This is a genomic window from Bradyrhizobium sp. 159 (assembly GCF_023073795.1).
Classification (GTDB): Bacteria; Pseudomonadota; Alphaproteobacteria; order Rhizobiales; family Xanthobacteraceae; genus Bradyrhizobium.
Map to the genome: position 1 here is coordinate 75,358 of NZ_JADPKE010000049.1, position 23,362 is coordinate 98,719.

The following is a 23,362-nucleotide window of genomic DNA, read 5'->3' on the forward strand; positions in this document are numbered from 1 at the left end:
GCCCGGAATCCATCGTACCGCCGGAATGACGGAGGAATAACGGCACCCCGTGAACGGCACGACCGGACACACTTGGCTTTGAGACTCTACTTCCCCCGCGCATCCATCTGCGGCCGCCCGATCCAGGCTCTGTTGAGGCATCGGGTCAGCCAGTCGGGCTGCGGCTCGCCGCGCAGCCGCGCCTGCGCCTCCTGATAGGGCCCGACATAGCGCAGCCTGTCGGGCAATCTCGGATAGACACGCCGTATCCATTTCAGCGCGTGATCGGCAGTTGTGATGTCCCGCTCATCGAGCTCAAATCCGAAGCCGGCCCGCAAGCGTTCCGGCAGCATCCTCGCCGTGAGCGCGCGGTACCATCGCGGCGGCCGCAACCAGGGACGGGCCCCGCTGAAGATCTGCTCGGCGATCTCGCGCGCCGCCGGGCTGACGGTCAGCGTATCCGACTGCGCCATCGCCTTGGTGTAGGCTGCAAAGCCCGACCAGTCCGCCGGCAGATCATCCCCCGTCAGTCCGAACAGGGCGCCGTACAGCCGGGCCTCGCTCCAATAGCGCTCGCGCTCCTCCGCCGAGAGTGGCGGCAGCACCAGATCATGCGCCATCAGCGCGGTCTCGACCAGCGTCGCATGGACCCAGCGGAGCGAGGGAATGTCGTTGGCGCAGTAGCGCGAGCCGGCCGCGAACGGACCGACGGTCTCGGGCATCTCGCCGACGATCATGCTGTGGCGCCGGTGCAACTGCCGCGACGACCGCAGCGCCCGGTCCAGCGAGCCGAACACCATGGTAAAGACGACGTCGAAAGTGCGATGGAAGCGGCCGATCGGATCGGCAAGAGTGCGCGAATGCTCGGCGATCGCCGCCGCGACCCATGGATGCGCCAGTTGCAGCAGCAGCGCACGGCCGGCGCCGAGGAAGATGACGGCTTCCCGGTCGATCTGCCAGGTCAGCGAGGCCGGACCGAACACGCCTGCGACCGGTCCCGCCGCGTTCGCGCGCAGCCTATCGAGCGACGCCTCCAGATCTTTTTCACCAACCAATTGCAAGCCTCGCGACGAAGACATGGCGACAATAGCCCGGACCGCGCGCCTGCGAAATCGCCATCGCGCAAAACAATGACGAACAAGGCTCTCAGTCCGCCGCAATCGGCAGTGCGTCCATATCGGCTTCGTCGGACAGGCGGCCTCCGACAACCGCGGCATCGCCGGCGGCACCTATCTTGCCTGCTATTTCTGTGGCGGACTGGTCGGCACGGCCGTGCTGGGGCGACTGTTCGACGCTTTCGGCTGGCACGCTTGCGTGGCCGGCGTGGGCGCTACGCCGGCAACGAATTGAGCATCACCAGGATGGACGATCCGGTGCTGCAGTCATACCCGCGCGCCGCGTCTCCGGCATCACGAACAGAATCAGCAGAAGCCCCGTCGCGGCGACCCCGGATAGTCCGATGAAGGCGGTGGCGTTGCCGAACCTGTCGCTGACATAGCCGCCAAGCGCGGTGCTCAAGGACGCACCGATGCCGGTCGCAGTGCCGACGATGCCCTGCGCCAGGTTGAAGTGACCGCTGCCGAAGGCAACGTCGGCGACGATCAGCGGAATCATCACCGCGAACACGGCCGCGGTGAGGCCGTCGAACACCTGCACCAGCACGAGCAGATAGGGATCGCGCACGGTTGCGAACAACAGACCGCGAATCGTCAACGCGCCGAATCCGATCAGAAGCAGCGGCCGCCGGCCCCAGAGTTGTGCCTTGCGCCCGACGGTCGGCGACAGCAGCGCCACGATCGCCTGCGGGACGACGATGCAAAAGGCGACGAGCACCGTCGCCCATTGGCTCGACCGCGCCGTCACCGCGCTCGCCATCAGCGGCATCATCGCCGCGTTCGCGAGCTGCAACAAGAGCACGCTCAGCGCGAACACGATCAGCGGACGCTGCCGGATCAGGTGCCAGACATTGGTGTCGCCGCGATCGGCTGCCTCAGGCGGCATCTCACCGTGACAGCGCGCGATGTCGACCTCGTGCTCGCGGATGCGCGAAAGCGCGATCAGGGTCGGGATCGCGAGCAGGAAGGTGACCAGGAATACCGAGCGGCTCGACAGCAGATAGCCGGCGGTGCCCATTACCGCCGCCGCGACGCCGTTGCCGAGCGAGGCAAAGCGCGCATTACGGCCGAGACGCTCGCCAATTGCGAGCGGACCGACGAGGCCGAGGCTGATCGCGGCAATCGCCGGCCCCAGCACGCAGCTCGCCATCGCATGCAGCGTGGCGGCGGTCACCACCACTGGGAAGATCGGCATCGCGGCGTAGGCCAGCGCGCAGCAGCCGATGGTGGCAATCGCAAGCGCGGCCACCAGCCGTTCCGATTTCGCCGCATCGATGATTGCCCCGCCCGGCATCTGCCCGATCAGGGCGACGATGCCGCCGATCGACAGCACGAGGCCGATCTCGACCTGGGTCCATTTCTGCGTCGTGAGGTAAACCGCGATGAACGGACCGAATCCGGTCTGCACATCGGCGAGGAAGAAGATGAACCAGTCGAGCCCGCGCAGGCTCTGGCGCGACGGTGCCGGAAGGCCTGCAGCCGGTAGCGCGGCGACGTGGTCCTGCTCAACGGGGCCGTCGCGATCTGCATGTTTCGGCTTTCTCGACAACAGCACAGGCGGTCAGCCCTCCGGGCACCTCACTGAATCGCTTGCAGCGGTTGAAGGCTGCCGGACGCGCCGAGCACCACGATCGGCGTGTCTTCCTTGTATTCCGGCGCGGCCGCGACCTGCGCCTTGGTCAATTCCAGCGTGATGCTGTCCTTCTTGTTGGCGATCTTGCCGAAGCGCAGCGCGTTCCAGTCCACCACGATCTTACGGCTGCCGACGCCGAGGAAGCCGCCGAAATCGATCGCCGCCGCGCGCACATGGCCGGTGCGATCGACGATGACGTCGACGATACGGCCCATGTCTTCGCCGGCGGCGCTGCGCACGTCGCGGCCAAGAACGCCATGCGCCTCGCTCGCGCCGATGATGGTCACCGAGGGCGGCGGGGCAGCATCCTTCGGGGTGACCGGAACGGTCGAAGCCGGCGGCTGTGCCGGCGGCGCATTCGCTTCGCTCTGGCTCGCGGGCGGATCCTCCGCGGCGTGCGAGGGCGCAGCCGCCAGGCCCGCGACGATGGCTACGCCCATGATCAGCGCTACGATGGCACGCATCACACCCTCCTCACGGCACGCCGCTAGCGCGCCAGCACGATCGAGACCTGGATCTGGCCGCGCGTGCGCAACACTTCCAGCGCCACGTCATCGGCGTGGCGGCTGACGCGCAGATCCACGCTGGACTCGCCCAGCCGCACATCGCGCAGGATCACCTCGTTCAGGAACGCCGGCAGATGCGGATTGCGCAGGCGAATCTCCCCGCGCGCCACGTCGAACTCGATGCCGAGCGCCGCCTCCAGCAACGTGAACGGCGTCGCGCTGGCCCAGGCCTGCGGTGCGCAGGCGACCGGATACAGCGTCGGGCCGCGCCGCTTCTCGCGCCGAAAGCCGCAGAACAATTCGGGCAGCCGACGCAAATCCATATAGGTCGCCGCGTCGAACAGCCCCTTGAAGACATGGGCCACCGAATGCTTGAGGCCGTAGCGCGCGAGCCCGAGCGCGATCAGCGCGTTGTCGTGCGGCCAGATCGACCCGTTATGATAGGACATCGGGTTGTAGCGGACCTCGCCTTGCGCGACCGTGCGGATGCCCCAGCCCGAGTAGAAATGCGGCCGCATTAGATCGGCTGCGACCAGACGGGCGCGGTCCTCGCGGATCATGCCGCTGAACAGCACCTGCCCGGCATTCGAGGTCCGCACCTTGCAGGGGCGCTTCTTGCCGTCGAGGGCGAGTGCATAGGTGCCGAGCTCCTCGCACCAGAACGCCTTCTCGAAGTGCTCGGCCAGCGCCTTGGCTTCGGCCTCGAGCTGGCGCGCGCGGTCCGGCTTGCCGAGCTGCAGGGCACAGCGCGCCGCCGACTGCTTGGCCATGTAGACGTAGCCCTGGACTTCGGCGAGCGCGATGTTGCCTTCCGCGAGCTGGCCGTCGGCATGGAAGATCGCGTCGTAGGAATCCTTCCAGCCCTGGTTGGCGAGTCCTTTCTCCGTCGCGCGCTGGTATTCGACGAAACCGTCCTGATCGGGATCGCCGGGGCCGTCGATCCAGGCGAGCCCGGCCTCGATCGCCGGCCACAGCTCGATCAACGTGGCCTCGTCGCCGGTACGTTCGAAATAGCTTCCCGCGAGCAGGACGAATAGCGCGGTCGAATCGACGCTGCCGTAATATTGGGAGAACGGCACCTCGCCCAACGCCGCCATCTCGCCGCCGCGCATCTCGTGCAGGATCTTTCCGGGCGCGGCGTCGGCGAGCGGATCGACCGCCTTCGCCTGGAAATGCGCAAGGCGCCGCAATACGCCCTTGGCGACGCGCGGATCGACCCAGAGCATCTGGAGTGCGGTGATCAGCCCGTCGCGGCCGAACGTCGTCGAGTACCAGGGAATGCCGGCATAGGGATAACGCCCTTGCGGCGTCTCCGTCATGAGCATGTTGAGGTCGGCCATGGCCTGGCACAGCACCTCGTTGAAGATGTTGTTGGAGGTCTCGATGCTGGCGGCGCCCATGGTCGACTGCCGCATCTCGCGGCGGTGCGCCAAGAGGCCGGGGAAAAACCGCGCCGGCTTTTCCGTCACCGGCCGGTTGCAGGAGACGGCAACGAACAGCGATCTGGCCTCGTGCGGGTCGAGCTCGAGCTGCCAAGTCGCAGCATTGACCGACAGCCGCGTCGGACGCGGATCGAAATGCAGCCCAGTGATGCGCTCGGCCTCGTCGAGGCCGCGATACTCGAACAACACGTCGGTCGGACCTAACAAGCGGCTCGTACCGGTGCCACGGCGCGGGCGCCGCTCGCCGCGGACCTCGAACAGGTCGGCAAAGTCGTTGTCGAACAGCAGCGTCAGCTCGAAGCTGGCGCGTGCGTCGCCGTGGTTCTGCACGCCGATGCGCTGATAAGCGCTACCGCGCCACAGGAAGATCGTGCGCACGATGTGCAGCAGATCCTTTTGGAACACGAGGCGGCCCTGACGGTAGATGTCGGGATTGGTGAGATCGACCGTCAACGCCGAATTGTCGTCGCGGAGGTTCGAGCCGAGCAGCAGCGGCTGAAGATCGTCGAGCACGAGCTCCAGCCGCGCCAGGTAGCGCGTGTCGGAGTGAAACAGCCCGTCCGGCCCGCCCGCCGAAGCGCCGATGTCGCCGTGGCTGTCGAGCACGATGAAGGTATCGTCGTGCTTGAGGGACCGCCGCGGCCGGGCGGCGGGTCCCGTCATCGGAATGTAGAACGTCTGCTCCGCGACGGCCTCCACCGTCTGGGACACGGAAATGATCTGGGTTACGGTTTCGGCTGCCATGAGCTGCTCCCCTGCGCCTTGATTCGAAACGCAACCAACGCGAATGTGACTGCTCGATCTACGCGGCGACCTTCGCGAGCCGGCTCATCTCCTGCGTCACCAGCTCACGGTAGGGGCCGTGACCCTGCATCAGCCGGTCGGGCGCGCCATCCTCGATGATCTTGCCGGCCTTGAGCACGACCACGCGGTCGAAATTGCGCAGCGTCGCCAAGCGATGCGCGATCGCAACCACGGTGCGGCCGCGCATCAGCCGCGACAGTGCCTCGCGGATCGCCTCCTCCGACTCGCTGTCGAGCGCTGCGGTCGCCTCGTCGAGCAGCAGGATCGGCGCGTCCTTGAGGAAGGCGCGCGCGATCGCGATGCGCTGGCGCTGGCCGCCCGACATCTTCACACCGCGGTCGCCGACCATAGTATCGAGACCTTCCGGCAAGCTCTCGACGAAATCGCAGCGCGCCGCGATCGCCGCGCGCAGCACCTCGTCGTCAGTGGCGTTCGGCCGGCCATAACGGATGTTCTCGCGGATGGAGCGGTGGAACAGGGAGATGTCCTGCGGCACGACTGAGATCGCCTCGCGGAGGCTCAGCTGCGTCACCTTGGAAATGTCCTGGCCATCGATGGTGATGTTACCCTCATCGACGTCGTAGAAGCGCTGCAGCAGCGTGAACAGGGTCGATTTGCCGCCGCCGGACTGGCCGACCAGGCCGACGCGCTGGCCGGGTTGCAAGCGTAGACTGAACCGCTCAAAAATCTTCTCACCACCGGGATAGCCGAAGGTGACGTTATTGAACGCGATCGCGGCGCCGCTCTTGACCAGAGGCTCGGCCTCGGGGTGATCGCGCAGCTCGTGCGGCACCAGCAGGGTGGCGATCGCCTCGGTCAGCCGCGCGACGTGCTGGGTGACGTCGACCAACGCCACCGCGAGATCGCGCGTCGCATTGAGAATGGACAGGCCGAGGGTGCAGACCAGCACGACGTCGCCGGTGGTCGCCTCGCCCTTCTGCCACAGCGTGATCGCCCAGGCCATCAGCGCCACGGTCAGCACGACGGTTACGCCGGCATGCGTGATCCGCAGCTTCTCCAGGTACCGCAGGCTGCGGCCCCGCGCGGTGAGCTCCCGGTTCACCGTCGCGTCGAACCGCTCATGCTCGTGGCTGATGCCACAGAAGGCGCGCACCAGCGGCATGTTGCTGATCACGTCGATCATCTCGCCGTCGACCACCGCGGCTTTGTCGGCGAAATCGTCATGCAGCGGCTTGCCGGCGGCGGCCAAGTGGAACATCGCGACCACCATGCCGCCGGCGATCGCGATCAGGCCCAGCGCCATATACGGACTCACGGTTCCGATCAGCACGATTGCCGCAATTGTGGCGATGCAGGGCGGCAGCACGTTCCAGACGAACATGTTCTCGACCGTGAACACCGCGTTGGAAGTCGCCGTGATGCGGCTCGTCAGCATGCCCGGCATGCGATCGGAGAAATAGCTCGGCGCGTGGCCGGTCAGATGACGAAATATGTCGCGGCGTAAATCACCAGTGACCCGGACGAAGGTGAAGCTCGCCGTCCAGCTCGCGATCCGCCACAGGAAGTTGTCGGCGGCGATCAGTGACATGAGCAGAATGAATGCCAGCCATACGCTCCCGCCATGAGATGGCCCGGCGGACAGGCTGTCGACCAGGGATTTGACGCCGTACTGGGTGCCCACGGAGCAGGCAACCGCTGCCACGACAGCGGTCAGAATCACCAGGTGTGACGCGAGACGACGCCGGAGATAGCGCAAGACAAAGGCAAATGGCCTGCGCGCGTATCCAGAAAGCTGATCCATATGGCTATCGCCCCGTTATGCTGATTTTCAATTTCGTTACTGGTCGAGTGAACAGCGACCACTTCGCCTCGGTTCCCGGGCCCGGCGATCACGACATGCGGATGCGGACGATCTGAGAAGATGTAGTGGCAGCATCGAGACGTCCCCCTGACGTGTCGAATATGTAACGTTCGGAGGGAGGAACTTCGCAGGTGCGGGAACGTTCCCTTGTCTGGCATTGCCGGTGCCGTACAGGCGGGGGGTTTCAATACATGATCGCACAGAGGAGATGGTGAGATGCGCATCGCGCAGGTTGCTCCGTTGACGGAGGCTGTTCCACCCAAACTGTATGGCGGCACCGAGCGGGTGGTGCATTGGTTGACGGAAGAGCTGGTGGCCCTTGGACACGATGTGACGCTGTTCGCCAGCGGCGACTCGCAAACCTCGGCAAAGCTGGATGCATTATGGCCGCGGGCGCTCCGCCTGGATGGTTCCGTGCGTGATCCCAATGCGCTGCACATGGTGTTGCTGGAGCGCGTGCGGCAGAAATGTGACGACGAGGAGTTCGACTTCCTCCACTTCCACCTCGACTACTATCCTTGGTCGCTGTTCTACCGGCAGCCAACGCCGTTCGTGACCACGCTGCACGGCCGTCTCGACCTGCCGGAGCACCAGCCGGTCTTCAACACTTTCTCGAAAATGCCGGTTATTTCGATCTCCAATGCGCAGCGGCGGCCCGTGCCGCAGGCGAACTGGGTCACCACCATTCATCACGGCCTGCCAGAGAATCTGCTGACGCCGAAACCCGTCAAGCAGGAATATCTCGCCGTGCTCGGCCGCATCGCGCCCGAGAAGGGCGTCGACCGCGCCATCAAGATCGCGACGCATTGCGGCATCCCGCTGAAGATCGCCGCCAAGGTCGATCGCGCCGACCAGGATTATTATGACGAACTGATCCGGCCGATGATCGAGAACAATCCGCTGGTCGAGTTCATCGGCGAGATCAGCGATCACGAGAAATCGGACTTTTTGAGCGGCGCGCTCGGTCTCTTGCTGCCAATCGACTGGCCGGAGCCGTTCGGTCTGGTGATGATCGAAGCCATGGCGTGCGGAACGCCGGTGGTCGCCTTCAACCGCGGCTCGGTGCCGGAGATCATCGACGAGGGCCTCACCGGCTTCATCGTCGAGGACGTCATCAGCGCAGCGGGAGTGGTCAAACGCCTCGCGCAACTGGACCGCACTGCAATCCGCAAGCAGTTCGAGACCCGCTTCACGGCGCGGCGCATGGCACTGGACTATCTCGCGGCGTATCGCAGCCTGACCGAGGCACAGGCGCCGCGAATCAAGCTGGTGAGCAGCGCGGAGTAGCGCCTCAAGCAACGCTGCTGGTCGAAGTGCCCTCTCCCCTTGTGGGAGAGGGCTCAAGACCCACGCGGCACACTCGCTTGGGTGAGGGGTTGGCCTCGCCAAGGAAAAATCTCTCCGCGGAAACGGACCCCTCATCCGGCGCTTCGCGCCACCTTCTCCCACAAGGGGAGAAGGAAAGAGGTCAGAGCCAACAGACCGCGCGCCTAGCTCACCAACGCCCGCTTCGGCTCGACGATCTCGAACATGCGCGGGAATTCATCCATCAGGCCCATCAGCTCGGCGAGCCGCATCGGATTGCCTGATAGCTTGATCTTGCCGGCGGCGACCGCCTCCGGAAAGCTCGTCTGTTTTGCAATGACTTCGTCGAGCGTCGCGCGTGCCAGCGTGAAGCTGGCATCCGCGCGCTCCGCCTGCACGCCCTCGGCATAGGTCAACGCAGAGTTCTCCAGATTGAGCACGAAGGTCTCGCCGGTGTCGGAAACACTCCAGTTCAGCACGATGTGCTTGCCTTCCGCTTTCGGGCCGTTGAGGCGGATGCCGAGCAGGTCCCAGAGCTGCGAGGTGCGCAATGCGGCCAGCGTTTCGCGCGGCATTGGCGGGCGCTGGGGCGCCTTCGGCATGCCGTTTCGCAGCTCCTGCGCGCCGAACAGATAGGCGTTGCGCCAGGTCGCGCTTTCGGCGGCATAGCCGAGCTGCTCGAGCGTATCCGCCAGCAACGCGCGCGCCGGCTGATTGTCCGGCTCGGCGAAGACGAGATGGCCGAGCGCTTGCGCGATGAAACGAAACTCGCCCTTGTCGAAATCCGTCCGTGCCCGCGCCAGGATGGCATCCGCGCCACCCATGTATTCGACATACTTCTTGCCTGATTCTACCGGAGGCAGCGGATCGAGATTGACCGGATTGGCGTCGTACCAGCCGAGATATTTCTGGTAGATCGCCTTCACGTTGTGCCGGATGTGGCCGTAATAGCCGCGGCCGTGCCAGGCGGACTCAAGGCTCTTCGGCAGCTGGATGGTCTCGGCGATCTCGGCGGCGGTGAGGCCGTGGTTCATCAGGCGGATGGTCTGGTCGTGCGCGAATTTGTAGAGATCGCGCTGCTGCCGGATCATGGTGCCGATGCGCTCCCGCCCCCACACCGGCCAGTGATGCTGGCCGCACATCGCCTCCGCCTTGTCATCCCAAAGCAGCAGGGCCTCGCCCAGATATTTCGACCAGGCCAGCGCATCGCGCACGTCGGCGCCACGGAACGGCAGCAGATTGTGGAAATTGTGGGTGCAGTTCTCGGCAAGGTTCAGCAGCTTGTAGCGCGGGACGAAGAAATGCATCTCCGCCGGCGCTTCGCTGTTCGGCGCCATCTGGAATTCGAACTCGAGGCCGTCGATGACACGCGTCTCGCCGGTCGCCATGATCAAATCGGTCGGGCGCAGCAGTGCGACCGATCCCGCCGCCATCGACTTGCCGAGCCCGCAATCCACCTGCCCGCGCACGCCCTTCGCGAGAAAGGGACCGAACTGGTACTGCGCCCGGCGCAGCATCGCCGGTCCGGCGATGATGTTCTCGGAGACGGCGTGCTCCATGAACAGGTTCGGCGCGATGATCGGCACGCGGCTAGTCGCCAGCGCCTCCTCCTCCAGCACGCCGCGCGCGCCGCCCCAATGATCGGTGTGGGTGTGCGTGAAGATGACGGCCGCGACCGGGCGCTTGCCACGATGGCTGAAGTAGAGATCGAGCGCGGCGCGCGCGCCCTCGATCGAGGTCAGGGTATCCACGACGATGACGCCGCTGTCGCCCTCGATCAGCGTCATGTTGGCGATGTCGAGCCCGCGCACCTGATACACGCCGGGCACGACCTCGAACAGGCCGTGATGCATGTTGAGCCGCGACTGCCGCCACAGGCTCGGATTGACGGTGGGCGGCGCCCGTTCAGCAGAGAGAAAGCCGTAAGGCTCCAGGCTCCAGACCGTCCGCCCTTGCGGATTTGTGATTGTCGCGTTCTCGATCGTGCCGAGAAAGCCGCGCGCGGCATCGTCGAAATCGCGCGTGTCTGAAAACGGCAGCGCGTTCAGCATGGCGTCATGCTGCGCGATGACAGAGGGAGAAGCGTGTTTCGACTCGTTGTTGGCTTCAGCCATGTTGCTCTCCTCCCGGACGGTGCCTCATTCCCTTCGTCCCTTGTGTGAAAGACCGCGGCGCGAAGCGCCGGATGAGGGGTCTCTCGCCGCGAACTCGATTGCGCGAGCCTCACGCGCAGAGAGACCCCTCACCCGTCTCGCCGCTGCGCGGCGAGCCACCCTCTCCCGCAAGGAGAGGGCTATCAGCTACATCCCCAGCAGCCTTGGCAGCCACAACGACAGACCTGGCCAATACGTCACCACCACGAGGAATCCCAACATGGTCAGGAGCCAGGGCCACACCGCGACGGTGAGCTCGGTGATGCCCATCTTGGCGATACCTGATGCGACGTAGAGATTGAGGCCGACGGGCGGATGGCACAGCCCGACCTCCATATTGACCGTCATCAGGATGCCGAAATGGATCGGATCGATGCCGAGCTTGACCGCGACCGGAAACAGGATCGGCGCCATGATTAGGATGATCGAGGACGGCTCCATCACGTTGCCCGCCAGCAGCAGCAGGAGGTTGACGAGCAGCAGGAAGCCGATCCAGCCCAAGCCCTGGTCGATCATCCATTGTGCCAGCGCCTGCGGCACGTTCTCGTAGGTCATCAGGAACGAGAACAGCACCGCGTTGGTGATGATATAGAGCAGCATCGCCGATAGGTTCGCCGACGACAGCAGCACCCGCGGCACATCGCGCAGCTTCAGGTCCTTGTAGATGAACACTGCGACGATGAAGGCGTAGACCGCGCTGACGGCGGCAGCTTCCGTCGGCGTGAACAGGCCGCTATAGATGCCGCCGATCACGATGACGATCAGCAAAATGCCCCAGATCGATTTGCGAAATGCGTCGAGACGCTGAAGGAACGTAGCCTTCGGCATCCGCGGATAGTCGTTGCGCCAGGCCCGATAGAATGTCGTCGCCCCAAGCAGCGAGGCCAGCACCAACCCCGGCACGATGCCGGCGATGAACAGCTTGCCCACCGAGCTGTTGGTGGAGACGGCGTAGAGAACCATCGGGATCGACGGCGGAATGAGAATGCCGAGCGAGCCGGAGGTCGTGATCACCCCCGCCCCGAACCGCTTGGGAAATCCTTGCGCGACCATCGCAGGCAGGATCACCGAGCCGATCGCCACCACGGTCGCCGGCGAGGAGCCGGAAATCGCCGCGAACAGCGCGCAGGCGACCACGCCGGAGAGTGCGAGGCCGCCGTACCAATGGCCGACCAGCGCGGTCGCGAACGTGATCATCCGGCGTGCCACGCCGCCATGGGTCAGGAAGTTGCCGGCGAGAATGAAGAACGGGATCGCCATGATCTCGAAATTCTCGATGCCGGTGAACAGCTTCAGCGCCACCGATTCCGTGCGCACGTCGGTCAGCGTGAACATGAAGCTGAGCACGGTCAGACCAAGCGCGATCGAGATCGGCATGCCCGTCAGCATCAATGACAGCAGCAGCGCGAACACGATGGCGACGCGCAGGCCTTGCGGCAGCGTGATGATGTGGCCGGCATGCGCAAAGCACAGGGCGACGATCAGAATCGGCAGCAGCATCAGGATCCAGCCGAGCGGGCTGCGCTCGTCCCGGGCGACCTGGCTGGGGGTGACCGGGGCCGGATGCACCGGATCCGCTTCGACGCCCTCGACGCCCGCCATGTCGTGATGCGGCAGCTCGCCGGTGCGGTAGAACGACCACGCCACTTGCAGGAAGCGGAAGCACATCAGGCCGGAGCCGAGCGGAATGGTGAGATAGACCATCCACATCGGCGCTTCGAGATCGTTGGACTGCTGGCCCGTCTGCCACATCTGGCCGACGAACGCGGCCCCGAAATAGCCCACGATGGCGGTGAAGAGCGCGCCGCACAACAGACCGAAGGTGATAACGCGACGGCGCGATCCGCCCGGAAGGATGTTGACGAGCACGTCGACGCCGACATGGATGCCGGTGCGCACGCCGTAGGCCGCGCCGAACTTCGCCATCCAGATGAACATGTAGATGCAGAGCTCTTGCGCCCAGGACAGGTCGAGCGAGGCAAGCCACACGAACGCAGCGCGCGCGGGTACGGCGAGGAAAGCCAGGTTGCGGGCTTCGGCCCATTTGGCGATATCGATCGACAGCCCTGCCCCGTAGCGGTGCAGCACGGCGACGAAGATCAGCGACGTCGCAGCCGCGATCATCGTCGCGATCAGCCATTCCTCGAGATGGTCGAGAAAACGATTCAGCACCCGCAGCAACTTGGTCCCCCCAGCATTGGCTCGTCCATTCAAGAGCGAAACGGCCGGGAGTGCGATCACCCCCGACCGTTGTTATTGTCCTTATTAGGCCGCGGCCGTCAGTTCATCTTGACGTCGAGTTCCTTGGCGAGGAGATCGAGCACCTCCTGCCCGACCCGGCCCTTCGCCCATTTGTAGGTCGGCTGCATCGCCTCCTGCCACGCCTTGCGATCGGCGTCACTGAGGTAATGCAGCGTCGTCTTGCCCGTCTTCTTGATCTCGGCCAGCGCGTCCTCGTTCTCCTGGCGCGCGATCGAGTTGGTGTAATCGGTCGCCTCCGCCATCGCCTTGTCGAGCTGGGTGCGGATGTCGGGCGGCAAGCCCGACCAGAATTTCGAGTTGACGATGACGGCATATTGCAGATGCGCGTGATAAGACACGGTGATGTCCTTCTGCACCTCGTAAAACTTTTGCGTCAGATAGTTGGACGCCGTGTTCTCGCAGCCGTCGACCACGCCGGTCTGGAGCGCCTGGTAGACTTCGGAGAACGCCATGATCTGCGGGATCGAGCCGACCAGGCGGAAATACTGGTCGGCAATCTTCGATCCCGAGATGCGGAACTTGAGGCCCTGGAAATCGGTCGGCTTCATCAGGGGCCGGTTGGCGGAGACCATGTGGAAGCCGTTGTCCCAATAAGCGAGCCCGGTGATGCCCTTGGCCTCGAGCTTCTGGAACAGCCACTTGCCGACCGTACCCTTCATCGCGTTGGCATAGGTCTGGTCGTCCTTGAACAGCCACGGCAAGTCGAGCGCCTCGAACTCCTTGATGCCGAGCGGCGCGAATTTCGCGGTCGACGGCGCGAGCATCTGCACCGAGCCGAGCTGGAGCGCCTCGATCTCTTCCTTGTCCTTGTATAGCGTGGAGTTCGGATAGACTTCGACCTTGACCTTGCCGTTGGTGTACTTCTCGGCGAGCTCCTTGAATTTCAGCGCGCCCTTGCCCTTCGGAGTATCGTTGGCAACGACGTGGCTGAACTTGATGACGACGGGGTTCTGGGCCTGGGCAGCGGCGGAGGCCACGAGAATGGCCGTGGCGGCGACCGCAAGAAGCAGCTTGCGCATGAAGTAACCTCCCAACAACCTCGAAAGCCGGGTTCTTTTTGTTTTTCAGGTCAGTAGTGGCAGCAATCTGCCACCCGAACAACTAGACCTAAGCCCAATTTGCCGCAGCCAAGCTAACTTGACGGCAGCCGGGTGCGCAACCCGGAGCCGCTACAGTGCAAGGAAACGAGCGCTTATGCCGCATTGCGGCAGCGCCATCAGCTTTTGCGCTGGGCGACCATGAAGAGACGCCGGAACGGGAACAGCGTCTGCCCCGCCGCATTCTTCGGATAGGCCTTGGCAACGCGCATCCCATAGGCCGCTTCGAACGCGGCCTTCTCATCGCCCTGCAACACATCGAGATAGCGCGTCAGCCAGGTCCCCTTGGTCCATTCCTTCACGGGGTTCTCGCCTTCGAGCACCTGCAGATATTCCGTCTCCCAGATGTCGATATAGGCCGACATCGGTGCAAGCAGATCATGATAGAAGGCCGGCGCTTCGACCGGCGGTGGCGTAACGAGATGCGCGACCTTGGACCGCCAGGGACCATTCAGCGCGGTCTCGCCGATCAGCACGTGCGACGGTGCGGTGAAGTTGCGCGGCATCTGCACCGCGAGCATGCCGCCGGGGGTCACCTTCTCCATCACCGACGGAAACAGCGCCGCGTGATTGGGCAGCCAGTGCAGTGCGGCATTGGAATAGATCAAGTCGTATTGTTGGGCAGGGCGCCAATGGCCGAGATCCTCATGCGACCATTCCACCTCGGGCGCGGTCTTGCGGCCGGCCGCGACCATCTCGGCCGAGCCCTCGACTCCCGTCACGGTGGCCTCAGGCCAACGCTCCCTAATCAGTTTGGTCACGTTGCCGGCGCCGGCGCCGAGATCGGCGATCGCGCGCGGAGCGAAATCCGGAATCCGCATCAACAGGTCTAGGGCGGGCCGGAGCCGGTGGCCGGAGAACTTCAGATATTGCTGCGGGTCCCAAACCATCGCTCGCGCCTTTTCTTTTTCGTATTTCCTTCGCCGAAGCTTCTGGTTACCACTGCTCGTCCCGGTCGGGCAATTCGCAAAGCCCGCAGGACCGGGCAGGAAACGAAAGCAACAGCCAGAAGCAATTAAGAAAGCGTGTGACCATGGACCTCGGGCTCAAATCGAAAACCGCTGTCGTCACGGGCGCGAGCATCGGCATCGGCCGCGCCATCGCCAAGGGCCTTGCTGCCGAAGGCGTGCGCGTCGTGGGCGTGGCGCGGCGGAACGACCTTCTCGCCGAACTGGTGAAAGAAGTCGGCGGCGGGTTGATTGCTCCGTTCGAGCAGGACGTGATGGCGAAGGACGCCGCCGAGAACATCGCGGCCTTCGCCGTGAGCGAGCTCGGCCATGTCGACATCCTCGTCAACAATGCCGGTGGCAGCCGTCCGCTGCCCGTTGATGCGCCCGACAGCAAATGGGACGAGGCGATCGCGCTGAATTTCACCAGCTACCGCCGCATCGCGCACGCGCTGCTGCCGCAGATGATCGAACGCAAATGGGGCCGCATCGTCAATATCACCGGCAAGTCCGAGCCGGAGGGCCTGAACGCCGCCTTCGCCGCCAAGGCCGCCGTGCATGCCTGGGCCAAGGGCCTGTCACGCGAGATCGGCGCGCACGGCATCACCATCAACTGCATCCCGCCCGGCCGCATCATGAGCGAGCAGATCCGCCGCAACTACCCGCCGGACTATCGCGAGCGCTTTGCCGAGGAAGAGATCCCGGTCGGCTATTGGGGCGAGCCGGAAGATCTCGCTGCGCTCGCGGTGTTCCTGGCATCACCGGTGGCGCGCTACATCACGGGCACGGTGATCCCGGTGGACGGGGGCTTGCGGAGATATCAGTTTTAAGGGCGGGCTGCTGAATCCGCTCGGCCCGCGAATGCATGCGGGGTCCGGTTTGCTGGCAGGGCTGTCGCATATGATCTCTTGGAGCGGCTTGAGCAAGCGCCTCGTCGTTCGAGACGACCGCTTCCAGCGGTCTCCTCAGGATGAGGCTAATTGGCATCGGGCCCGTTGAAACTGCTGCCGCACACTCCGCCTCATCCTGAGGAGCCCGCCAAAGCGGGGGGTCTCGAAGGAAGGGCCGCAAAGAATGCTGCTTGCCATATGGGATTGCCCTGGGTTGCGGGCGGACCTCACGGTTTGACGTAGCTCCAGCCCTGTTCCTGCAGCTCCATGACGCGGACGACACCGGATTTGACAAGCGTGGCCTGTGGAATCAGGCTTATGTCCTTGTTCTCCGCCTTACGCATGTTTTCCTGCGTGTTGCCGCAAGCCTTGAAGGCGATTTCGGGATTGCTCATCGCTAGCACCTCGATCCGAGGCTTCACCGGCGAGGTGTCGTCACGCAGCATGTGAAGACCTGGACCAAAGGTGACAACCTCGATCGATACTGGTTCACCGCGATCGCGGTAGTATTGCGCGACGTTGGTCGCATTGTTGAGTGTGAGGTTCATCATCGCAGGTTCGTTGGAATTGACCTGCAGGATCAGCCGGTGCGGCTTGCTGGCGCTCTCGGTTTTTGTTGCCTGCGTCATCATCGTGTTGTTCGCAGCGGCCTGCTTGCTTGTGTGGTTATGCTCCGGCTTTCTCGCCGGCTTCTGTCGAGCCGGATGCTTCGGGTAGCTCGCGTGACTGTTCGCACTCGCCTGCGGGAGCCACTGGTTGTCCTGCTGCGCCTGCGCGCTTGGTCCGATGAGAAGCAGCATCGCCAGGCCGCTGATGACTGCCATCGTCAACTTTGGATTAATCATCTCGTGTCTCCCGTTCCCTGACCATCACCTTCCTGGTCTGGCGACGGCATGTGGCCATTTGCATGCAGCCCCCATTTTTTTGCGCACATTCTTGAATCCGCTGAGCAGGAAGTGTCCCTCTTGCACCGCGCCAGTACGGGTGGAAAGACGCACATCGATGTAACCGTCATCGGGTAGCGACCTCAGCAACTGCACGACGTCGCCGCCGAAAGCAACGCCAGAGCCGAATGACGGCGAGGCTGCCGTGAGTTGCATTGGCGGCTCCGCATTGAGCTGAAAGGAGACGACGTATTCGTTTGCATTGCGCGACACCGTCGGTCCTGCGACCATGACTTCCGTCCGGCCTTTGCGGCAGTGGATTGCGAGTTGCATCGCCGCGCCATCCGAGCCGCCAATGGAAGAGGTGGTGGCGGTGACGATCGGTGAATAGTCGACCGGCGAAGTGGTCTCGCTGACCAGCCAGCTATCGTCCGACGCCCGCCGGCCGGGCGGCGGAATCTTGCGGGACAGATCTTGTAGACATTCCAGCCGGGCTGCCCCCTCCATCGCCGAACAAGCCCGAAGTGTTTCCATGGGATCGCTCGTGTTTTGCGCGTAAGCGATTCCACAGGCGACGTTCAGGGCGAGGGCAATCGGAGGAGCGGCAGTCTTCATGGCCTCGCCTGTACGCTGCGAGCCTTGCGATCCAGCCATACCTGCGCAGCTTGGAATCGGGTGAGCCCTGGAACCTCTGCCGCGAGATTGATCGACTGCCATTTCGGATCGAAGCCTGGAGCCTGCAGGCGGTCGATTCGCGAGAACAGGTACTCGACAAGGCGCGCCACGCGTTGGTAGCGATTCGAACGTTGCGGCCAGTTGAAGGCAACGAGCGCTGTTGGCACCGCGATGGTCGAGACCCGCTCGCCTTGCCTGATCAGATTGGGATACTCATTGGCGTCAAGGCTCGCGGGCAGATAATAGTCCTCGAACTTGCTGTCGTAAGGGACCGGGAGGAACTTGAATCCAGCCTCCCAGCGGCCCTTTACGAAGGCGTCGACCGGTTTCGATGTGATGAACACGACGGCCGACATCTCGCCCTTGCGCATCTGTTCCAAGGCAACCTGATGCGGAATGAATGTCTTGTCGACATCGATGCCGAGGCGGCTGAAGATCAGTGGTCCTGAATAGGCGGCTGCGGTGCCCAGAGTGTTGAAGTTCACTTTCTTGCCGGCAAGATCCTGCAGACTCGCGATTTCCGGTCGCACGAAAATGTGCAGCTCGGATGGGAAGAGATTGAGCAGATACGTGATGCGGCTTCGGATCTGCGGTGCCTGAACCTTGTACTCTTCGAGTGCGTCGGAATTGATGATGGCGGTATCCACGCCACGCAAATAGAGCAGCGCATTCAGATTGTCGGTGGCGCCCCGGGTGACGATCGGCAGGAGATGCAGGTCTGCTCCGTCATCGACGACGCGAGCCATTTCTGCGGCGAGGCGGATCGGCGCGCCCTCGAGCAGGCCGCTGGCGAGCCCGACCGTCCAGGCGTTCATCCGGTCTTTTTCGTTCTCTAGCGGGAGCGGCCGTCGGACCATTTGTGCCTCGGCCCTGGCGCTTTTTCCGGTTTGCGCTTCCAGGCGAGCCGGCTGAAGCATCGAGGCGAATGTCGTCAGCGCGGCGAGCAGAAGCAACGAGGTTGAATTTGGCACCCTGTTCATGTCGTTCCCTTCTGGATCATCTGTCGCAACCTTTTGTCCCGCCGAAATGCAACGGGCCGATTCTCAGCGCCGCAGCGCATCCAGCCGTTCCTTCGCTTCGCGAATACCGCCCCGGTGTGCCTTCGCGTAGAGTTCTCGCGCCTTGGCCGCTTCGCCGCGCGTTCCATAAGTCCCCCAGGCGGATAAGACCGCCGGATCATATGTCTCCGCGAGCATGAAGCTTGCCTGCGCAATGTCCTTCTCAGCCGCGAGCTCGAGGACAATCCGCGCTGCACCGATATTTCCCTGGTCGAGCAATGCCCTGGCGCGCGGGATCAATCGGGCCTCCGCCTCGTTTTGATTTGCGGCTGTCGGCGGCTCCGGTACGGTCACTTCCACGTTCTGCCTCGCCGGCAAGATGACGCCTTCATTCGTTTGCTCCACCGGAAGGCGCACATCGGTCAGGCCCCTTGCCGATGCGCCGGCTCTTTCCCGAGCTTCGACCGCGCTCCGCTCCTGTTGCAGCGACTGCCGCAACTCGGCAATCTCGCGCGTCGCTGCCTGTCTCTGCTGCGAGGCCGCATCGGCCGCCTCGCGCAATTGCACGTTCCGCGTTTCGATCTCACGGCGCGTTTCCGCAAGTTCTCTCGCGAGCGCGCTTGCATGCGCCTGGGCCTCTTCGAGAGCGCGCCGTTGTTGTTCGGCATTGGCCGTCATCGCTTGCGCTGCTTTGGTCCCGGCGACGAGGTCGGCGTTCTTCTGCCGCTCGTCTTGCAAAGACTGCCGCAGCTCCGCAATCTCCCGCTCCGCCGCCTCGCTTTGCTCCGCTGCCGCAGCTTCCGCCATGAGCGATCCGCGAGGTATTCCGGCGAGTTCGCTCGCGAGTGCGGCGGCGCGTGCCTGCGCCTCGTGGCGTTGTTGCTCAGCGCTCGCCGCCGCTGCCTGCGCGGTGTTCGCCTGCTTCACGAGCAGGCCGGTTCTTTGCCGCTCCTGCTGAAGGGACTGCTGCAGTTCTGCGATCTCGCCCGCCGCCGCCTCTCTCTGCTGCGCGGCCACTTCGTCCGCCTTTCGGGATTGTGCCTTACCAGCATCGATCTCGCGGCGCGCTTCGGCAAGTTCGTTCACGAGCGCGGCGCTGTGGGCTTGCTCCTGTTGAAGTGATTTCTGCAGCTCCTCCGCGGCGATTTCCGCCGCCTGCGTGCGCTGGACTGTCTCGTCGAGCTCTCGGTGCGCCTCGGCCAGCTGATTGGCGAGTGCTTCAACGCGCGGAGCGTTTTCGTCCAGCCGCTGCTGAGCTCGAACCACGCTTGCCGGCTCCGCGTGGATCAGGGCTCCGGCCGTTTCGTTCTGAAGGGGAGCTAGCGATCCGGTCGTGATTTCCGGCCGCTGATCGAGGCTGAGGGCGCTCTCACTGCCGATGCGCGTCATGTCCGGAAACGTTTGCGCATTGAAGGGCTCGAACACACCGAGCAGGGAAGCGCCAACGAGGATGATAGGAACAAAAATTGCCACCGCCACCAGCCAACTGCCCGATCGTTCCTCCTCTGGATCGGCTTCCTCGATCGCCGGACACCAATGGGTCGGCGCAGGATTGATGGGAGAGCCGTCCTGCCAGACCCATTTGCCCGCCTCCGATGACCAATGGCCGACCTCAACAGCCCCGGTCGCATCTTCCACCCAGATGCCTTCTCCGTTCCTCGGTGCAGTATCAATTGGTCGGCGCATGGATCAGGCCTCGTTCGACAGCGAGTCCGTTGCGGCGAATACTTCGGCCTGTTCGCATGGTTTCAGTCCTCGCCCAAAACACGCTTAGATCGAAATAACCGCTTATAATTATTAAATATTTAAATGTATTAACCATATAATTTTGACGCTATACAAAAGTCAAATTAAATCATGCATGCGGGCACGGATCGCATCAGCGCATTGCCCGAAGCAAGTCTGGTCCGTCTCGGCGGATGCGCCCAGATCATCAGGGGATTTATCGCCTGATCAAGAAGGTCCGTTTGATGAAGTTCGAAGGCAAGCGATGGGCGCTATTGCCGGAATAGGAAGCGAACAATACCATTTGCTTTTCGAGCGGCAGCGGAGCTTCGTCCTCGCCCGACGCCAGGTTTGGGAACGAGTCATGAGAGCAGTTGTCGTCGAAAACTACGATCGCATTGAAAACATCGCCATCAAGGAGATCGCGAGGCCGGAGCTGTCGCCAGGGCACGTCAGGGTTCGGGTCCAGGCGGCCGCGGTCGGGTTCGTGGACGGCTTGAAGGTGCAGGGCCTCTACCAGACCAAGGACCCTCTGCCCTTTACGCCCGGCTCGGAATTTGCGGGCGTCGTCGATGAGGCGGCTTCCGATGTGGCGGGCTTTGCACGAGGGACGCCGGTCATCGGGATGGTCCGAAACGGCGGCCTTGCAGACTATATTTGCGTTCGGGCCGCAGACCTCTTCGTGACGCCGAATGGCATCGATCCAGAAACTGGAGCCGCCTTCTTTGCCAACTATCTCACGGCGCTCTATGCGCTCAGTGCGCGGGCCAAGCTGGTCAGGGGCGAGACACTTCTGGTTCTAGGTGCTGCGGGCGGCGTCGGCATAGCCGCCGTTCAGGTCGGAAAGTTGCTGGGCGCGCGGGTGATCGCGGCGGCATCGACCGATGACAAGCGAAGGTTTGCGATCAGGTTCGGCGCGGATGCCGCCCTGGACTACACGGGTGAGAGGTGGCGCGACGAGCTCAGCGAACTGACAGGCGGTCACGGCGCCGATGTCATCTATGATCCGGTCGGCGGCGACCTGAGCCTTCAGGCGTTTCGGTCGATCGCGTGGAACGGCCGGCACCTCGTGATCGGCTTTGCCTCAGGGACCATTCCGGCGCTGCGGTTCAATCTGCCCCTCCTGAAAGGGGGGTGCGCTGCTGGGCGTGGACCTGGCCCAGATCGGCCGTCGAGAGCCGGAGGTACGAGACCGTTCGGTTGCCCAATTGTTCGACTGGCTCAGCAACAAGACGCTTATTCCGGTTGTCGGAAAGGTTTTCCCTTTCGAGGAATTCCGGGATGCCTTCGCGGCGATGACGACGCGCTCCGCCCTCGGGAAGATGGTTGTTCGGATCAGTTGACGACAGCGACCATCCGATCAGTCGGGCGCATGGCGACGAGATGATCGGATATGCTGCTCGCAAAGCGGACGCGCATTCCAGCGAACCAATGCGCGCCTGTGCCCATCGATGGCAGGATAGCATCCTGCCGGTGTTTTGCCCGACGTGTCAACGTCGCTGCGACGGCAGATGTCGTCCCGGTGCAGTTGAAAACCCCTTGTCGATCAAACCCATCCCTACTGTGCATGGGGTTGTTTTCGCACTTTTTGTCTGAGCGCCCAGCTGCGGGCGTGCGCATACACAGCATGCGTGCTTGTCTCTGTGGCAGGCGGCCCGGCCGTAGTACATGCCGAAAGCCCCTCAACACGCCGCCGGTGCAATGCGCAAGGCAATGACAATAACGCAATGACAATCACGTTACCTGCCGCAGCGCGCAAGCCCGATCACACCATTTCCGATGGCCTGCCGGCCGCGCAGCGGCGCTGGGCCATCGCCGCGATCTTCACCGCGCTGGCGATGGCCTCGCTCGACACCGCGATCGCCAACATCGCCCTGCCCGCCATTGCCGCCGACCTGCATGTCACGCCGGAGCAATCGGTCTGGGTCGTCAACGTCTATCAGATCGCGCTGGTGGCGACGCTGCTGCCGCTCGGGGCGCTCGGCGAGATCGTCGGGCACCAGCGCATCTATCTCGGCGGCCTGATCCTGTTCACCATCGCCTCGCTGTTCTGCGCGGTGGCCTGGTCGCTGGACAGCCTGCTCGTCGCGCGCACGCTGCAAGGCCTAGGGGCCAGCGGCATCATGAGCGTCAACACTGCCTTGGTCCGCTTCGTCTATCCCGGCCGGATGCAGGGCCGCGGCTTCGGCCACAACGCGCTGGTGGTTGCGACCGCCTTCACCTTCGGGCCGTCCATTGCGTCGGCGATCCTCGCGCTCGGCCCGTGGCCATGGCTGTTCGCCGTCAATATCCCGTTCGGCCTGGTCGCGATCGGCATCGGCTTTGCAATGCTGCCGAAGACTCCGCGCGCCGACCACGGTTTTGACTTTCTCGGCGCGATGCTGGCGTCCGCCTGTCTCGGCCTGTTCATCACCGGGATCGGCAGCGCCGCGCATAATTTGTCGCCGGTGGTCGTCGGCATCGAGTTGGTCTCGGCGCTCGCGCTCGGAATCATCCTGACGCGCCGCCATGCCGGCCATCCCGCGCCGATGCTGCCGATCGACCTGTTCAGCCGGCCGATGTTCGCGCTGTCGGCGGCAACCGCGGTGTGCTCCTTCGCCGTGCAGGGCCTCGCCTTCGTCTCGCTGCCGTTCTACTTCGAGGACGTGCTCGGGCGCTCGCAGGTCGAGACCGGATTCCTCATGACGCCATGGCCGCTGGTGGTCGGCATCATGGCGCCGATCGCCGGGCGCCTGTCCGACCGCCACGCGGTCGGCCTGCTCGGCGGCATCGGCCTCGTGCTGCTCGGCCTCGGCATGGCGCTGCTGGCGATGCTGCCGGCCAATCCCGCCATTGCCGACATCATCTGGCGGATGGTGATCTGCGGCATGGGATTCGGCTTCTTCCAGGCGCCGAACATGAAGGCGGTCATGTCGAGCGCGCCGCCGCATCGCAGCGGTAGCGCCTCCGGCATCGTCGCCACCGCGCGCCTGACCGGGCAGACCACGGGCGCGGCGCTCGCCGCGGCCTGCTTCGCGCTCGCGGGCCACGACGGCGCGACATTGGCGCTGGCGCTCGGCGCAGGCTTTGCCGCGCTCGGCAGCGTGATGAGCTTCCTGCGTCTGGCGGTGAAGTAAGCTCCCGAG

General features: G+C 64.0%; 17 protein-coding genes and 3 pseudogenes. 6 read left to right on the forward strand and 14 right to left on the reverse strand.

Annotation, left to right across the window (positions count from 1 at the left end; genetic code table 11):
• Positions 1-86: 86 nt before the first annotated feature.
• A complete protein-coding gene (locus IVA96_RS12055) occupies positions 87-1,034 on the reverse strand; it encodes an oxygenase MpaB family protein (RefSeq protein WP_247417336.1) in 948 nt (315 codons plus the stop codon).
• A 124-nt stretch (positions 1,035-1,158) separates the two neighbouring features.
• Here IVA96_RS12055 and IVA96_RS12060 point away from each other — a divergent pair.
• Positions 1,159-1,329 (forward strand): annotated as a pseudogene (locus tag IVA96_RS12060) (MFS transporter); the annotation flags it as partial.
• 3 nt (positions 1,330-1,332) lie between these two features.
• Here IVA96_RS12060 and IVA96_RS12065 read toward each other — a convergent pair.
• From IVA96_RS12065 to IVA96_RS12080, 4 genes are read right to left on the reverse strand one after another with little or no spacing between them, the layout of a single operon-like run.
• A complete protein-coding gene (locus IVA96_RS12065) occupies positions 1,333-2,649 on the reverse strand; it encodes an MFS transporter (RefSeq protein WP_247417338.1) in 1,317 nt (438 codons plus the stop codon).
• Positions 2,650-2,672: 23 nt separating this feature from the next.
• Entirely contained in the window at positions 2,673-3,191 is a 519-nt protein-coding gene (locus IVA96_RS12070; protein WP_247417341.1) for a PRC-barrel domain-containing protein, read from the reverse strand.
• Positions 3,192-3,214: 23 nt separating this feature from the next.
• Positions 3,215-5,419 (reverse strand): amylo-alpha-1,6-glucosidase, encoded by a 2,205-nt coding sequence (locus IVA96_RS12075; protein WP_247303075.1) that lies wholly within the window; start codon positions 5,417-5,419, stop codon positions 3,215-3,217.
• A gap of 58 nt (positions 5,420-5,477) precedes the next feature.
• Positions 5,478-7,241, reverse strand: coding sequence for an ABC transporter ATP-binding protein (locus IVA96_RS12080; protein ID WP_247417343.1), 1,764 nt, complete (start codon positions 7,239-7,241; stop codon positions 5,478-5,480).
• Positions 7,242-7,517: 276 nt separating this feature from the next.
• On the opposite strand from IVA96_RS12080, the gene IVA96_RS12085 reads away from it, so the two are divergent.
• On the forward strand, positions 7,518-8,588 hold the full coding sequence (locus tag IVA96_RS12085; RefSeq protein ID WP_247279265.1) for a glycosyltransferase family 4 protein: 1,071 nt from the start codon (positions 7,518-7,520) through the stop codon (positions 8,586-8,588).
• A gap of 203 nt (positions 8,589-8,791) precedes the next feature.
• Here the strand turns inward: IVA96_RS12085 and IVA96_RS12090 are convergent, their stop codons facing one another.
• The 5 genes and pseudogenes from IVA96_RS12090 to IVA96_RS12110 all read right to left on the reverse strand — a co-directional run bounded on the left by IVA96_RS12090 (position 8,792) and on the right by IVA96_RS12110 (position 15,008).
• Positions 8,792-10,720: an alkyl sulfatase dimerization domain-containing protein gene (locus IVA96_RS12090; RefSeq protein ID WP_247417346.1), complete on the reverse strand. Its 1,929-nt coding sequence runs from the start codon at positions 10,718-10,720 to the stop codon at positions 8,792-8,794.
• Between the two features lie 186 nt (positions 10,721-10,906).
• On the reverse strand, positions 10,907-12,187 hold the full coding sequence (locus IVA96_RS35790) for a TRAP transporter large permease subunit (protein ID WP_247279334.1): 1,281 nt from the start codon (positions 12,185-12,187) through the stop codon (positions 10,907-10,909).
• Between the two features lie 219 nt (positions 12,188-12,406).
• Positions 12,407-12,883 (reverse strand): annotated as a pseudogene (locus IVA96_RS35795) (TRAP transporter small permease); the annotation flags it as partial.
• 155 nt (positions 12,884-13,038) lie between these two features.
• A complete protein-coding gene (locus IVA96_RS12105; protein ID WP_247279263.1) occupies positions 13,039-14,040 on the reverse strand; it encodes a DctP family TRAP transporter solute-binding subunit in 1,002 nt (333 codons plus the stop codon).
• 197 nt (positions 14,041-14,237) lie between these two features.
• Complete coding sequence (locus tag IVA96_RS12110) at positions 14,238-15,008, reverse strand: methyltransferase domain-containing protein (RefSeq protein ID WP_247279262.1); 771 nt, start codon at positions 15,006-15,008, stop codon at positions 14,238-14,240.
• 143 nt (positions 15,009-15,151) lie between these two features.
• On the opposite strand from IVA96_RS12110, the gene IVA96_RS12115 reads away from it, so the two are divergent.
• Positions 15,152-15,895: an SDR family oxidoreductase gene (locus IVA96_RS12115; protein ID WP_247279333.1), complete on the forward strand. Its 744-nt coding sequence runs from the start codon at positions 15,152-15,154 to the stop codon at positions 15,893-15,895.
• A 287-nt stretch (positions 15,896-16,182) separates the two neighbouring features.
• Here the strand turns inward: IVA96_RS12115 and IVA96_RS12120 are convergent, their stop codons facing one another.
• From IVA96_RS12120 to IVA96_RS12135, 4 genes are all read right to left on the reverse strand, one after another.
• Positions 16,183-16,800 (reverse strand): hypothetical protein, encoded by a 618-nt coding sequence (locus IVA96_RS12120; RefSeq protein ID WP_247279261.1) that lies wholly within the window; start codon positions 16,798-16,800, stop codon positions 16,183-16,185.
• 24 nt (positions 16,801-16,824) lie between these two features.
• The gene (locus IVA96_RS12125; RefSeq protein ID WP_247279260.1) at positions 16,825-17,454 is read right to left on the reverse strand and encodes a hypothetical protein; all 630 of its coding nucleotides are present in this window, start codon (positions 17,452-17,454) and stop codon (positions 16,825-16,827) included.
• On the reverse strand, positions 17,451-18,494 hold the full coding sequence (locus IVA96_RS12130; RefSeq protein ID WP_247279259.1) for a TAXI family TRAP transporter solute-binding subunit: 1,044 nt from the start codon (positions 18,492-18,494) through the stop codon (positions 17,451-17,453). The genes IVA96_RS12125 and IVA96_RS12130 overlap by 4 nt, the downstream gene beginning before the upstream one ends.
• A gap of 63 nt (positions 18,495-18,557) precedes the next feature.
• Positions 18,558-20,150, reverse strand: coding sequence for a hypothetical protein (locus IVA96_RS12135; RefSeq protein WP_247417350.1), 1,593 nt, complete (start codon positions 20,148-20,150; stop codon positions 18,558-18,560).
• A 451-nt stretch (positions 20,151-20,601) separates the two neighbouring features.
• On the opposite strand from IVA96_RS12135, the pseudogene IVA96_RS12140 reads away from it, so the two are divergent.
• The 3 genes and pseudogenes from IVA96_RS12140 to IVA96_RS12145 all read left to right on the forward strand — a co-directional run.
• A pseudogene (locus tag IVA96_RS12140) lies at positions 20,602-21,291 on the forward strand (zinc-binding dehydrogenase); the annotation flags it as partial.
• A 94-nt stretch (positions 21,292-21,385) separates the two neighbouring features.
• Positions 21,386-21,580, forward strand: coding sequence for a zinc-binding dehydrogenase (locus tag IVA96_RS35800; RefSeq protein WP_346347898.1), 195 nt, complete (start codon positions 21,386-21,388; stop codon positions 21,578-21,580).
• Positions 21,581-21,964: 384 nt separating this feature from the next.
• The gene (locus IVA96_RS12145; RefSeq protein WP_247417353.1) at positions 21,965-23,353 is read left to right on the forward strand and encodes an MFS transporter; all 1,389 of its coding nucleotides are present in this window, start codon (positions 21,965-21,967) and stop codon (positions 23,351-23,353) included.
• Positions 23,354-23,362 lie beyond the last annotated feature (9 nt).